The 12,634-nt window shown below is 55.9% G+C and carries 19 protein-coding genes and 2 pseudogenes; 12 read left to right on the top strand and 9 right to left on the bottom strand.

Annotation, left to right across the window (positions count from 1 at the left end; all coding sequences use genetic code 11):
- Positions 1–196: 196 nt before the first annotated feature.
- Together sul1 and AC4OVS_RS01035 are read right to left on the bottom strand one after the other, a co-directional pair.
- Positions 197–1,036 carry a sulfonamide-resistant dihydropteroate synthase Sul1 gene (gene sul1, locus AC4OVS_RS01030; protein WP_000259031.1) on the bottom strand — a complete coding sequence of 280 codons (840 nt, stop codon included), beginning with the start codon at positions 1,034–1,036 and terminating at the stop codon, positions 197–199.
- Positions 1,030–1,365, bottom strand: coding sequence for a DMT family transporter (locus AC4OVS_RS01035; protein WP_052238321.1), 336 nt, complete (start codon positions 1,363–1,365; stop codon positions 1,030–1,032). Before AC4OVS_RS01035 ends, sul1 begins: the two co-directional genes overlap by 7 nt.
- Between AC4OVS_RS01035 and hypA the strand changes: the two genes are divergently transcribed.
- On the top strand, positions 1,258–1,623 hold the full coding sequence (gene hypA / locus AC4OVS_RS01040; RefSeq protein ID WP_025999322.1) for a hydrogenase maturation nickel metallochaperone HypA: 366 nt from the start codon (positions 1,258–1,260) through the stop codon (positions 1,621–1,623). The two genes, AC4OVS_RS01035 and hypA, sit on opposite strands and share 108 nt — an antisense overlap.
- 3 nt (positions 1,624–1,626) lie before the next feature.
- Here hypA and ampR read toward each other — a convergent pair whose 3' ends face one another.
- Positions 1,627–2,502 carry a LysR family transcriptional regulator AmpR gene (ampR, locus tag AC4OVS_RS01045; RefSeq protein ID WP_004193231.1) on the bottom strand — a complete coding sequence of 292 codons (876 nt, stop codon included), beginning with the start codon at positions 2,500–2,502 and terminating at the stop codon, positions 1,627–1,629.
- Positions 2,503–2,612: 110 nt separating this feature from the next.
- On the opposite strand from ampR, the pseudogene AC4OVS_RS01050 reads away from it, so the two are divergent.
- A pseudogene (locus AC4OVS_RS01050) lies at positions 2,613–3,407 on the top strand (serine hydrolase); the annotation flags it as partial.
- Here AC4OVS_RS01050 and AC4OVS_RS01055 read toward each other — a convergent pair.
- The 6 genes and pseudogenes from AC4OVS_RS01055 to AC4OVS_RS01080 all read right to left on the bottom strand — a co-directional run bounded on the left by AC4OVS_RS01055 (position 3,329) and on the right by AC4OVS_RS01080 (position 6,700).
- The gene (locus tag AC4OVS_RS01055; protein WP_015058923.1) at positions 3,329–3,988 is read right to left on the bottom strand and encodes a phosphoribosylanthranilate isomerase; all 660 of its coding nucleotides are present in this window, start codon (positions 3,986–3,988) and stop codon (positions 3,329–3,331) included. The pseudogene AC4OVS_RS01050 and the gene AC4OVS_RS01055 sit on opposite strands and share 79 nt — an antisense overlap.
- A 4-nt stretch (positions 3,989–3,992) precedes the next feature.
- Entirely contained in the window at positions 3,993–4,358 is a 366-nt protein-coding gene (gene ble / locus AC4OVS_RS01060; RefSeq protein ID WP_004201167.1) for a bleomycin binding protein Ble-MBL, read from the bottom strand.
- 3 nt (positions 4,359–4,361) lie between these two features.
- Positions 4,362–5,174, bottom strand: a complete 813-nt coding sequence (locus AC4OVS_RS01065; protein WP_004201164.1) for a subclass B1 metallo-beta-lactamase NDM-1 — start codon at positions 5,172–5,174, stop codon at positions 4,362–4,364.
- Between the two features lie 100 nt (positions 5,175–5,274).
- Positions 5,275–5,430, bottom strand: a pseudogene (locus AC4OVS_RS01070) (IS30 family transposase); the annotation flags it as partial.
- Between the two features lie 52 nt (positions 5,431–5,482).
- Positions 5,483–6,187 carry an IS6-like element IS26 family transposase gene (locus tag AC4OVS_RS01075; RefSeq protein WP_001067855.1) on the bottom strand — a complete coding sequence of 235 codons (705 nt, stop codon included), beginning with the start codon at positions 6,185–6,187 and terminating at the stop codon, positions 5,483–5,485.
- Between the two features lie 36 nt (positions 6,188–6,223).
- Positions 6,224–6,700: a hypothetical protein gene (locus tag AC4OVS_RS01080; RefSeq protein WP_024266329.1), complete on the bottom strand. Its 477-nt coding sequence runs from the start codon at positions 6,698–6,700 to the stop codon at positions 6,224–6,226.
- 140 nt (positions 6,701–6,840) lie between these two features.
- Here AC4OVS_RS01080 and AC4OVS_RS01085 point away from each other — a divergent pair, with 140 nt between their 5' ends.
- From AC4OVS_RS01085 to AC4OVS_RS01130, 10 genes are all read left to right on the top strand, one after another.
- Positions 6,841–7,302 carry a hypothetical protein gene (locus tag AC4OVS_RS01085; protein WP_004187397.1) on the top strand — a complete coding sequence of 154 codons (462 nt, stop codon included), beginning with the start codon at positions 6,841–6,843 and terminating at the stop codon, positions 7,300–7,302.
- The gene (locus AC4OVS_RS01090) at positions 7,299–7,547 is read left to right on the top strand and encodes a helix-turn-helix domain-containing protein (RefSeq protein ID WP_004187394.1); all 249 of its coding nucleotides are present in this window, start codon (positions 7,299–7,301) and stop codon (positions 7,545–7,547) included. The genes AC4OVS_RS01085 and AC4OVS_RS01090 overlap by 4 nt, the downstream gene beginning before the upstream one ends.
- A complete protein-coding gene (locus AC4OVS_RS01095) occupies positions 7,540–8,127 on the top strand; it encodes a restriction endonuclease (protein ID WP_004187392.1) in 588 nt (195 codons plus the stop codon). The genes AC4OVS_RS01090 and AC4OVS_RS01095 overlap by 8 nt, the downstream gene beginning before the upstream one ends.
- Positions 8,124–8,609, top strand: a complete 486-nt coding sequence (locus AC4OVS_RS01100; RefSeq protein WP_004187390.1) for a hypothetical protein — start codon at positions 8,124–8,126, stop codon at positions 8,607–8,609. Before AC4OVS_RS01095 ends, AC4OVS_RS01100 begins: the two co-directional genes overlap by 4 nt.
- Before the next feature lie 41 nt (positions 8,610–8,650).
- Positions 8,651–8,854, top strand: coding sequence for a hypothetical protein (locus AC4OVS_RS01105; protein ID WP_223216382.1), 204 nt, complete (start codon positions 8,651–8,653; stop codon positions 8,852–8,854).
- 18 nt (positions 8,855–8,872) lie between these two features.
- Positions 8,873–9,613 carry a tyrosine-type recombinase/integrase gene (locus tag AC4OVS_RS01110; protein ID WP_004187383.1) on the top strand — a complete coding sequence of 247 codons (741 nt, stop codon included), beginning with the start codon at positions 8,873–8,875 and terminating at the stop codon, positions 9,611–9,613.
- A gap of 240 nt (positions 9,614–9,853) precedes the next feature.
- Positions 9,854–10,828 (top strand): plasmid segregation protein ParM, encoded by a 975-nt coding sequence (locus tag AC4OVS_RS01115; protein WP_004187382.1) that lies wholly within the window; start codon positions 9,854–9,856, stop codon positions 10,826–10,828.
- Positions 10,829–10,830: 2 nt separating this feature from the next.
- Entirely contained in the window at positions 10,831–11,274 is a 444-nt protein-coding gene (locus AC4OVS_RS01120) for a plasmid partitioning/stability family protein (protein WP_004206904.1), read from the top strand.
- Between the two features lie 9 nt (positions 11,275–11,283).
- Positions 11,284–11,847: a phospholipase D family nuclease gene (locus AC4OVS_RS01125; RefSeq protein WP_004187378.1), complete on the top strand. Its 564-nt coding sequence runs from the start codon at positions 11,284–11,286 to the stop codon at positions 11,845–11,847.
- Positions 11,848–12,225: 378 nt separating this feature from the next.
- On the top strand, positions 12,226–12,471 hold the full coding sequence (locus tag AC4OVS_RS01130) for a hypothetical protein (RefSeq protein WP_019725064.1): 246 nt from the start codon (positions 12,226–12,228) through the stop codon (positions 12,469–12,471).
- Positions 12,472–12,634: the final 163 nt, after the last annotated feature.

Raw genomic sequence — 12,634 nt, forward strand, 5'->3', positions numbered from 1 at the left:
GGGCTTTTTCTTGTCTGTTTGCGGCGGTTGCGTTTTATCGGTAGTCGTCGAGCTCTGCACCATCCCACATAAGAGCTTAACGGTGCGATCTTCAACGCCATCACACAAAACTTTCTTTTTCACGCACAGTCAACTTATTGGATGTTTTATTAACAACCCAAAAGGAGATATTTAGCGGGCGGCCGGAAGGTGAATGCTAGGCATGATCTAACCCTCGGTCTCTGGCGTCGCGACTGCGAAATTTCGCGAGGGTTTCCGAGAAGGTGATTGCGCTTCGCAGATCTCCAGGCGCGTGGGTGCGGACGTAGTCAGCGCCATTGCCGATCGCGTGAAGTTCCGCCGCAAGGCTCGCTGGACCCAGATCCTTTACAGGAAGGCCAACGGTGGCGCCCAAGAAGGATTTCCGCGACACCGAGACCAATAGCGGAAGCCCCAACGCCGACTTCAGCTTTTGAAGGTTCGACAGCACGTGCAGCGATGTTTCCGGTGCGGGGCTCAAGAAAAATCCCATCCCCGGATCGAGGATGAGCCGGTCGGCAGCGACCCCGCTCCGTCGCAAGGCGGAAACCCGCGCCTCGAAGAACCGCACAATCTCGTCGAGCGCGTCTTCGGGTCGAAGGTGACCGGTGCGGGTGGCGATGCCATCCCGCTGCGCTGAGTGCATAACCACCAGCCTGCAGTCCGCCTCAGCAATATCGGGATAGAGCGCAGGGTCAGGAAATCCTTGGATATCGTTCAGGTAGCCCACGCCGCGCTTGAGCGCATAGCGCTGGGTTTCCGGTTGGAAGCTGTCGATTGAAACACGGTGCATCTGATCGGACAGGGCGTCTAAGAGCGGCGCAATACGTCTGATCTCATCGGCCGGCGATACAGGCCTCGCGTCCGGATGGCTGGCGGCCGGTCCGACATCCACGACGTCTGATCCGACTCGCAGCATTTCGATCGCCGCGGTGACAGCGCCGGCGGGGTCTAGCCGCCGGCTCTCATCGAAGAAGGAGTCCTCGGTGAGATTCAGAATGCCGAACACCGTCACCATGGCGTCGGCCTCCGCAGCGACTTCCACGATGGGGATCGGGCGAGCAAAAAGGCAGCAATTATGAGCCCCATACCTACAAAGCCCCACGCATCAAGCTTTTGCCCATGAAGCAACCAGGCAATGGCTGTAATTATGACGACGCCGAGTCCCGACCAGACTGCATAAGCAACACCGACAGGGATGGATTTCAGAACCAGAGAAAGAAAATAAAATGCGATGCCATAACCGATTATGACAACGGCGGAAGGGGCAAGCTTAGTAAAGCCCTCGGTGCGGCGGACATTATCCGCGAACAGGCTGAACAGCACGGCATTGCGCGGGTAACGGATGTCTGGCTGGAAGTCGGCGCACTGGCGGATGTTGAGGAGAGTGCACTGCATTTCTGTTTTGATATCGCCTGCCGTGATACCGTGGCGCAGGGCTGCACACTGCATATTGATGTTATCCCGGCACAGGCATGGTGCTGGGATTGCAGCCGTGAGGCCGAAATCATGCAGCACGCCGGATGCTGTCCGCACTGCGGCAGTGAACGGCTGCGCATCAGTGAAGGTGATGATTTGCGGGTAAAAAGCCTGGAAGGTGAGTGAGTTTTACGCCGCCGCCGTATTCAGCAGCCAGCGGGCGAATTGCTGCATGGCCGGGGTTTCCGTACGGGACTGTAACCGCGTCAGCCAGTAGCCGCCGAGGGTGATTTCTGCGGCAAACGGCTGTACCAGTGCGCCTGACTGTAACAGGCGGCTGAACATACATACCGGTGCGATCGCTACCCCGGCACCCAGTTGTGCCGCCTCGGCCATGGCCAGTGAGGTATCGAACACCATTACCGGCTGTGACGGGGAAGGCGGTGTGCCGCCCGCACAATCCAGCCAGCGGCTCCATTCATCCCGGCGGAATGAGCGCAGCAGGGTAAAGCGGTGAACATCATCCGGCTGCTGTAACTGTTCTGCAATGGCCGGTGAGCACAGCGGAGCGTGTGGTGCACTGAAAATCAGTTCCGCATCTGACTCATGCCACGCGCCGTTACCGAAACGGATCGTATAATCATGCCCTTCCGCCGCCGGGTCCACATGATTGTTATGGGTGGAGATATGCAGATCAATATGCGGATGGCTGTCATAGAATCCGGCCAGACGCGGCAGCAGCCAGCCTGCGGCAAATGTTCCCACCGCACCGACTTTCACCCGCTCACGGAACTGCCCGTGAGAAAAACACTCCAGAGTATCCGCAATCCGGTCAAACGCCTCATTGAGCACCGGCAGTAATCCCTCACCTTCATGGGTCAGCACCAGCCCGCGCGAGACGCGGGTAAACAGCACACAGCCGAGTTGTTCTTCCAGCGCCCTGACCTGCTGGCTGACGGCGGCATGGGTGACATTCAGCTCAATCGCCGCGCGGGTAAAACTGAGATGACGGGCGGCGGCCTCAAAGGCGCGCAGCGGGTTAAGGGGGAGATAACGTCTGACCATAATCCACCTGTAAGTTTTTCTTTAGGCTCTTGTTATAAATAACCGTTTGTTCTGTCCGGTGAATCTGACGATACTTGCCGCCGTTACTCACACACGGAAGGTTAATTCTGATGAAAAAATCGTTATCTGCAACACTGATTTCCGCTCTGCTGGCGTTTTCCGCCCCGGGGTTTTCTGCCGCTGATAATGTCGCGGCGGTGGTGGACAGCACCATTAAACCGCTGATGGCACAGCAGGATATTCCCGGGATGGCGGTTGCCGTCTCCGTAAAGGGTAAGCCCTATTATTTCAATTATGGTTTTGCCGATATTCAGGCAAAACAGCCGGTCACTGAAAATACACTATTTGAGCTCGGATCTGTAAGTAAAACTTTCACAGGTGTGCTGGGTGCGGTTTCTGTGGCGAAAAAAGAGATGGCGCTGAATGATCCGGCGGCAAAATACCAGCCGGAGCTGGCTCTGCCGCAGTGGAAGGGGATCACATTGCTGGATCTGGCTACCTATACCGCAGGCGGACTGCCGTTACAGGTGCCGGATGCGGTAAAAAGCCGTGCGGATCTGCTGAATTTCTATCAGCAGTGGCAGCCGTCCCGGAAACCGGGCGATATGCGTCTGTATGCAAACAGCAGTATCGGCCTGTTTGGTGCTCTGACCGCAAACGCGGCGGGGATGCCGTATGAGCAGTTGCTGACTGCACGGATCCTGGCACCGCTGGGGTTATCTCACACCTTTATTACTGTGCCGGAAAGTGCGCAAAGCCAGTATGCGTACGGTTATAAAAACAAAAAACCGGTCCGCGTGTCGCCGGGACAGCTTGATGCGGAATCTTACGGCGTGAAATCCGCCTCAAAAGATATGCTGCGCTGGGCGGAAATGAATATGGAGCCGTCACGGGCCGGTAATGCGGGCGCGCTTTCGACGCCGCTGGAGGTATCGACCAGCGGCGCTCCGGTGCGCGCAATCGCCTCGGCAACATTCGTCGGATTTAGCCCGCCTGCCAGCCCCCACGGCAAGGCACCGCGATATCCGGCCAGCAGCGACCAGTCGAACGCCAACCCCATGCCGCCGGGCAGCGCGCCTTTGGGGGTCTTGGCGTCGAACAAGATCAAGTCCGCCGCCCCGGCATAGGCTGCGGCGCGTGCGACATCGCTGGCGCTGGCGACGGGCAGCGCCTTCCACACCGGCTTGCCAAACCGCGCGCGCAACTGGGCCACGCGTTCGGGCGATTCCGAACCGTGCAGCTGCAGCGCGTTCAGCTTGGCTGCCACCAGTGCGTCGGCGATGACAGCATCATCCGCATCGACGAACAAACCGACCATGGCGATCTGGCCAGCTGCGCGCGATGTCAAAGCGCCCGCGACATTCGACGTAACCGCACGGGGCGACGCTGGATAGAACACCAACCCGGCATAGTCCGCCCGCGCCGCGATGGTCGCATCGAGCGCCTCGGGTGTGCTGATCCCGCAAATCTTGATTTTCGCGGGCATGCGGTCAGTCGGGGTTCTGGATCAGCCGCACCAGCGTGCAGTCGGGATCGATCAGGTAGCCGATCCTCAGGCCGCTCGCCTCCAGTTGCGGAGCTTTGAAGCGCGGCCAGCCGGTGCTTTTTTCCTCGGCTCCCGCCGCGTTCACCAATGCCACCATGGCATCGAGATCATCCAACCGCAGGCAACAGCCGAACGAGCTCGTAGCTGGGTCGAGGTCAGGATAGGGGAAGAATTCGAGCTGCAAACCGCCGCGCTGCAGGATCATCCAGCCGCGATCCTTCCAACTCGTCGCAAAGCCCAGCTTCGCATAAAACGCCTCTGTCACATCGAAATCGCGCGATGGCAGATTGGGGGTGACGTGGTCAGCCATGGCTCAGCGCAGCTTGTCGGCCATGCGGGCCGTATGAGTGATTGCGGCGCGGCTATCGGGGGCGGAATGGCTCATCACGATCATGCTGGCCTTGGGGAACGCCGCACCAAACGCGCGCGCTGACGCGGCGTAGTGCTCAGTGTCGGCATCACCGAGATTGCCGAGCGACTTGGCCTTGCTGTCCTTGATCAGGCAGCCACCAAAAGCGATGTCGGTGCCGTCGATCCCAACGGTGATATTGTCACTGGTGTGGCCGGGGCCGGGGTAAAATACCTTGAGCGGGCCAAAGTTGGGCGCGGTTGCTGGTTCGACCCAGCCATTGGCGGCGAAAGTCAGGCTGTGTTGCGCCGCAACCATCCCCTCTTGCGGGGCAAGCTGGTTCGACAACGCATTGGCATAAGTCGCAATCCCCGCCGCATGCAGCGCGTCCATACCGCCCATCTTGTCCTGATGCGCGTGAGTCACCACCGCCAGCGCGACCGGCAGGTTGATCTCCTGCTTGATCCAGTTGAGGATCTGGGCGGTCTGGTCATCGGTCCAGGCGGTATCGACCACCAGCACGCGGCCGCCATCCCTGACGATCAAACCGTTGGAAGCGACTGCCCCGAAACCCGGCATGTCGAGATAGGAAGTGTGCTGCCAGACATTCGGTGCGAGCTGGCGGAAAACCAGATCGCCAAACCGTTGGTCGCCAGTTTCCATTTGCTGGCCAATCGTCGGGCGGATTTCACCGGGCATGCACCCGCTCAGCATCAATGCAGCGGCTAATGCGGTGCTCAGCTTCGCGACCGGGTGCATAATATTGGGCAATTCCATCAAGTTTTCCTTTTATTCAGCATTAAAAACCCCGCAAATGCGAGGCCTAGTAAATAGATGATCTTAATTTGGTTCACTGTAGCAAAAATATGGGGCGAATTCAAACATGAGGTGCGACAGTTTCAAAAGCCATATGATAATCAACAAGCTGAGCAAATTTCTCTAATGGTGTAAGCCAATCTAACGCCTTTCTAGGACGAGTATTCAGTGACATGGCAACTTGATTTAAATAATGCTGATCTGCCTGATTTAAATCGGCACTGTTGCAAAGTTAGCGATGAGGCAGCCTTTTGTCTTATTCAAAGGCCTTACATTTCAAAAACTCTGCTTACCAGGCGCATTTCGCCCAGGGGATCACCATAATAAAATGCTGAGGCCTGGCCTTTGCGTAGTGCACGCATCACCTCAATACCTTTGATGGTGGCGTAAGCCGTCTTCATGGATTTAAATCCCAGCGTGGCGCCGATTATCCGTTTCAGTTTGCCATGATCGCATTCAATCACGTTGTTCCGGTACTTAATCTGTCGGTGTTCAACGTCAGACGGGCACCGGCCTTCGCGTTTGAGCAGAGCAAGCGCGCGACCATAGGCGGGCGCTTTATCCGTGTTGATGAATCGCGGGATCTGCCACTTCTTCACGTTGTTGAGGATTTTACCCAGAAACCGGTATGCAGCTTTGCTGTTACGACGGGAGGAGAGATAAAAATCGACAGTGCGGCCCCGGCTGTCGACGGCCCGGTACAGATACGCCCAGCGGCCATTGACCTTCACGTAGGTTTCATCCATGTGCCACGGGCAAAGATCGGAAGGGTTACGCCAGTACCAGCGCAGCCGTTTTTCCATTTCAGGCGCATAACGCTGAACCCAGCGGTAAATCGTGGAGTGATCGACATTCACTCCGCGTTCAGCCAGCATCTCCTGCAGCTCACGGTAACTGATGCCGTATTTGCAGTACCAGCGTACGGCCCACAGAATGATGTCACGCTGAAAATGCCGGCCTTTGAATGGGTTCATGTGCAGCTCCATCAGCAAAAGGGGATGATAAGTTTATCACCACCGACTATTTGCAACAGTGCCGTAACTCTGACCGTTCTGTGTGGTCACGGTGAGGTAATATTGATCGTCAAACTGCCTATCGGCACCGATATGCACAATGTTGGACGTGTCGATCCAGCACAGGTTTGTGCCTTCCACAGGATGAAGAGGTTTGATTCGGCCTTTCAGCCATTTCTGCGGGAGTCCCGGCCAGGATTTAATGGTAATGCCGTACTTATAGTCGCGGGTTCTGGCCACAAAGGCCGCTACTTTATCTTCATCCATCTCTTTTGCTGAGGTGTTCTCCTTGAAGTAGTACGGATTGAGGTTGTATTGCAGCTCTTCAAATAGCTTCATATACGTCACCTGATCATCCAGGCTTTCCCCCTGATTTTTCAGGCTGCTGCCCCAAACTTCTTCCAGATTGGCTTTCAGCGCCAGCGTGACCGCCTCAAATTCTTCCTGATGTTTATCGTAGTAGTTGATATCCATCGCGTCTCCTGTTGTGTTTATGACGAATTTGTCGAATTAATATACATAAAAAATGTTCAAATATGAACATTTTCAGGCTATAAATACAGGCAGATTATAACAGGCCAGTCCACCAGGATTCGGCCAGGAGCTGAGTACGCATGATAAAGAAACCACTTATTGCCGGCATCATGCTGGTTGTGGCGCACACCGCCGGCGCTGCGCAGGTTGATGATACCAATCTGCAGCAGATTTATACCGAGGCGGGCATTCAGGGTATATGCAGCGCCGGGATGCTGGCTGTGCCGGAAGGGGCCAGAGATGAAGTTGTCCCGCAGAACGTCAGACACCTCCTGGTTCAGTGTGCCTATTTCGACGAGCAGCAGTTGCGCCGGCGTGCCGGCCTTCCGGCTCAGACATTTAGCCACTGGCGTGACCGCAATGCGGTCCTTAATCTGTCGTCTGACCAGGTATCTGATGCGCTCTGGCTGTCAGCGTGGCGTGATTTCCGGGCACAACTGGCCTCGGCCTACCCGGCCCCGGCGGAAAAAAAGGCACAGGGGAAAGAGGCCGTACCCGCCGGCACGAAGCCCGGCACTGAGCATGGGAGTGCGGCGGATTGACCGGCTTTGACTTGATCCTGTGGCGACGGGGCCTGAACTGGACCCAGGAACGCGCCGCGGCTGAGCTCGGTATCAGCCGTACCAGCCTGGTAAAATATGAGGACGGTGAGACAGTACCCCGGACCATACAACTTGCCACCGTCGCGCTGACGCTGAAAGCGGAATGGCCCACCCTGAAAACCATGAGCAAAGACAGGCTGCTGCGGCAGCTGAAGTATGAAGTGCTGAGGATCGATAATGAATGAGTCCATCCATGTTGTCGGCTCTTTTATCCTTGCGGGTATCCTGCTGTATGGCCTCTGGCAGGGTACACGGCGACGCCGGCGCCGGCACGAACGGAAACAGGCCAGCGCGGTACGTGTGATCGATAAAATTAATACGTTTCCGCATTTCGGGCAGAAAATTGCCTATCTGCGCAAGATTGACCCGTTTGTGTTCGAAGAGCTGCTGCTTGAAGGCTTTGAACGCCGGGGCTTTGAAGTGATCCGTAACCGCCGGTATACCGGTGACGGCGGGATTGATGGCCGTGTGAAGATTGATGGCCAGACCTGGCTTATCCAGGCCAAACGCTATACCAGCTATATTGCCGTTGGCCACGTCCGTGACTTCAGCGACCTGCTGAACGCCACCGGTGCCCGCGGTTTTTTCTGCCATACCGGCAAAACGCGCGAAGGCACCAAATCGCTCATTCGCGGAGACAGCCGCATGATCCTGGTCAGTGGCCAGAAGCTGCTAGACCTTATTGCCACCGATGCGCCGTTTATCCCGTATCCGGGATACCGGCCACCGACCGAAATGGTTCATCCTGAACAGGAGACAACATGAAATTCAAAGGATACGTCGCCGCCCTGCCGGCACTGCTGCTGACAGGGTGCGCCATGCTCCCCGGACAGCCCACCGATTATGACCGCTTCTGTAACGTCTCAGGCATCGCCAGCCACGGCGAAACCTACCGTGTCAGTGACAGCCAGGATTTCTGGTTAACCCCGAACGGCCGCTATCTCAGCCAGGCTGAGTACAGCAGTCCGGCAGATACGCTTCAGAAACTGACGGGCGTGGTCAGTGGTGAAGATCCTGACCAGGTGCGGAAGAACGCCGTCAGGGTAAGGGTGTTCCGCGTCGAGAGTGAAAACAGCCATAAAGGTGCGTGCCTGCCTGTGCGTTATGACGATAATGGCGCACAGCGTAAAATGGATTCACTGACTAACGGCCGCCGTATGGTGGTATTCAGTGAAGATGAAGGTCAGTCTGGTCAGCAGATTTACAACAAAAGTCGTGGTACAGGATTCAGTTACAGGTTGTTATGAGTGGATTGAAAGGCCGCCGAATCAGCGCGGATATGTTTGCTATGATGTTAAAAGTATCTGCCGGGCAGCTGGTTTTTGCAGCCCGGCATGACAAGCCTTTACGCGGACTGACCCTACCCCCTTACAGAATCGAAGGCGGGAAAAGCTGGAGCTCGACCGCCTCCACCCGCAGTATGACGTTTGATATGCAGGATGCGGTCGAATTCAGCGAGAAATTTCATAAAATTCAGTCGCCTGACGGCTGATTAGCGGATTTTAAAAAATTGAACACTTTCCCCCTGCAAATTTCCCAGAATTCACGTAGCGACGCCATCGGGACCGGGCGCGTGACATATGCCTACTTCGATTATGCCGATGCGCTGGCGCTGCGGGAGATGGCCAGCCAGGCTGATTTACCCAAATACCTGCTGGCCCCGGAGGTGTCGGTGTTTCTGCGGTATGTGCCAGACCTGCGCCAGCAGGTCCTTTTCGATACCCTCTGGAACACGGGCGCGCGTATTAATGAGGCGCTGGCGCTGACCGGCGCCAGCTTTCAGCTTGACGGTTCCCGGCCGTTTGTCCGGCTGAAGACGCTTAAACAGCGTCAGCGTGGCCGCGGCAGGCCGGGCAAGGATGAAGAGGTGTTCCGTCTTGTTCCTCTGACCGATCCTCAATATGTCAGGAAGGTGCGTGAATTTCTGACCACCCTGCGTATTGGTAAACAGCAGCTGCTCTGGCCGGTGCAGAGTGATAACACGCCGCGTAACTGGATCAGGAAGGCACTGGACCTCGCAAAACGTGACTCTGTCACTTTTAGTATCCCTGTTACCTGCCACACGTTCCGTCACAGCTTCTGTATGCACCTGATCCAGCATGGGGTTCCGCTGAAAGTTGTACAGGCTTATGCCGGGCATTCCCGGCTGGAAACCACAGAAACCTACACGCGCGTGTTTGCGCTCGATGTTGGTCGTCAGTATGGCGTCCGATTCAGCCTGCCAGACAGTCATTTAACGCTCCCGGAATAATCTGTATCCCTCCCTGATATTTCCGTATAAATCTAAATAAATCCCTTTTCTTTCTATGTCAGACCGTTTTCAGGACGGTCTGACCGTCTTTTGTTGATTTTTATTCGGTATTTTTCTGTATTTTTCTATATTGGTGCATCTTTTTGTCTTTACACGTCAGCAGAGATGCGTAATAATCCATTTGAAAGCTGTATTTTTCCTGATTTCTACGGTTTTTTTCTAAACAATGTGAGGTTCAAAATGCGTATTTTTGTTGATGACGGTTCCACCAACATCAAACTGGCCTGGATGGAAGAAGGCGCAGTGAAAACGTTGATCAGTCCGAACAGCTTCAAGCCCGAATGGTCCATGACATTGCTGACAGATTCATCGGTGCCGGCTTCCGCCAACTATGAAATTGACGGGGAAAAGTACAGCTTTGACCAGCTGAGCCCGGATGCCGTGCGCACCACGGAAACCCGCTATCAGTACAGTGATGTGAATGTCGTCGCTATCCACCATGCCCTGATGCAGTCCGGCATTGAACCGCAGCCGGTTGATGTTGTGGTGACGCTGCCGCTGGGCGAGTACCTGGATGAAAACGATCAGCCTAATATGGCCAACATCGAGCGGAAAAAAGCGAACGTGAAGCGTGCGGTGGCCGTTCAGGGGCGTGAGAGCTTTACCGTGCGTAAAGTCAGCGTACTGCCAGAGTCGGTCCCTGCAGGCTTCAGTGTGCTGAAGGATCTGGACGATCTGGACTCCCTGCTGATTGTGGATATCGGTGGAACCACGCTGGATATCGCGCACGTTCGCAGCAAAATGTCCGGCTTCACCAAGACGCATTGCGATCCTAAAACTGGCGTATCCATCATCACCGAAGCCGTAAAACATGCACTGGATACCAGCGTGAGCACCCGTACCAGTTCGTATTTTGCCGACCGTCTGATCCAGGCGCGAAATGACGAAACGTTTCTTTCCCGTTACCTCCAGAATGCTGACCAGCGGGCCCAGGTGATGAAGGTACTGCATGAGCGGGAAAAAGCCCTGACGCACCGTGTCACCGATTCAGTTGGCCGCTTTGCCGGCTTCACGCACGTCATGGTGGTCGGTGGCGGTGCCAGCCTGGTCGCCGGCGCAGTGAAGCAGGCAACGGGGGTGAGTGACGATCGTTTCTTCGTCAGTGATAACCCGCAGTTCGATCTGGTTCTGGGTATGGTGGCAATGAAGGGCTGAGTATGACTGATAACCGTAAGTGCTCGTTTTATATCTACCCGGAGCGCAATGCGGCGGACCGGGTAGCAGACGGCTTTCTTGAGAAACTGCCTCAGAAAGAGCGTGGCCGCGCGATGCGCGCCATGATGCTCTGTGGTGCCGCGTTGATGAAACAAGACGAACGCCTGCCGTTCCTGATCGCTGAATTTCTGACGGAGAGCACCTCGATGCAGGATATTCAGCGGATCATCAGCAGTACGCTGCCGCAGCAGGATACAGGAGAGATGGCACGCCTGGTTGAGGCGTTTCTGCAGGCCACCGGCGGTGGCAGCAATACGGTGTCGCCGGCAGGCGGCGCTGCGCCGGAAAACAGTCCCGCCGTGACTCCCGAACCGGCCGCACCGGAGGATAGGAATCTGGAAGAAACCCGTAAGAACGTCCAGCATCTGTTCCCGGATGATGATTAAGGGGGCTGCGTGAAAAAATATGTGCTGTTAACCCTGACCCTCATCGCCGGCGCCGTGGCAGCAAACCCGGTAACAGCGGCCGGCAATATTGCCGGCGATGTCCAGGCGCAAGCTGCGACTGAAGTGAAAACCGGGTTTTCACCCGGCGGGACCGCATTAAATCTGGTTCTGGATTCAATCGACCACGCGCAGCATGAGATTCTGGTTGCCGCGTACAGCCTGACCAGTCGTCCTGTTGCCGGCGCGTTGCGTGCCGCAAAAAAACGGGGCGTATCGGTGGTGGTGGTGGCCGATCGCAAAGCGAACGACAACCGGTACACCGAAGTGAACTTTCTGGCCAATAACCGCGTGGCGGTGCGGATCAACGATAACTACGAGGCCATGCATGATAAATTCATGGTCTTTGACCGCCGCGCCGTATTGACCGGCTCGTTTAACTTCAGCGCCAGCGCAGACAGTCGTAATGCGGAAAATGTGGTGCTGATCAGCGGCGCGCCTGCAGTAACTGAAGCCTACGTGAACGAGTTTTCCCGTTTATGGGGCGAAGGAAAGGACGTGGCTCCACGGTACTGACCTACAGCAGCGGCAGAAACTCTGCCGCCTGATTTTTAACTTGATTTATATGGCTCATTCGTCGTATTATCAAGGCTCATTTTTCGGTAGCGCCCCGACTGGCGAAGGAGTAAAACCATGCAATCATTCCCCCTGTTCGTTTCCCGTGTCGTTCCTGTGATCACCCTGAGCCATTGTCTGCGGCAGCGGCGCTGGTCCCTGCACAACACGTCATGCCCGATTGACCTGAGATCAGGTTGTCACCTGCGCTCACAGCCTTTCGGCACGCTATCCAGACGGGAAATAAGCGACCGGCCACCGGCTATGCCCCGCGGTTACTGGTTCAGGCAATGCAGCCGGGATGTCATGTTTACGGGGCGCATCGATCAGGCAGATCCTATGAAACAGGTCTATTACAACGAAGGCTGGAGCGGTCCGAACAAGTATACGTTTGAAGTTTATCAGCTGGAGAACGGGAGTTACCGGGCGCTGGCCCGCAAATGGAATGGCAAAATCAACAAGGTGCAGCAGGAAACGCAGTACCTGTCTGACACGCGGGAGGGGCTGAAGCACCAGGACTATCCCCGCACACGCCAGGTGAAAATTTTTCTGAATTCAGACTTCTGGGAGAAGGGTAATGATTAAGATGGTTAGCGTCGTTCCGCAGCCGGAAACAGTGAAGACGCTCCGGGAAAAAATGGGCATGACTGAAACCGCATTAGGGGCCGTCATGGGGTACGAACTGCGCGCCTGGCAGCGTAAGGAAGCTATCAGCGACGATCTCAGCCAGTACAACAAGACCAGTCTT

This window comes from Enterobacter sp. 4974935 (genome assembly GCF_058661735.1).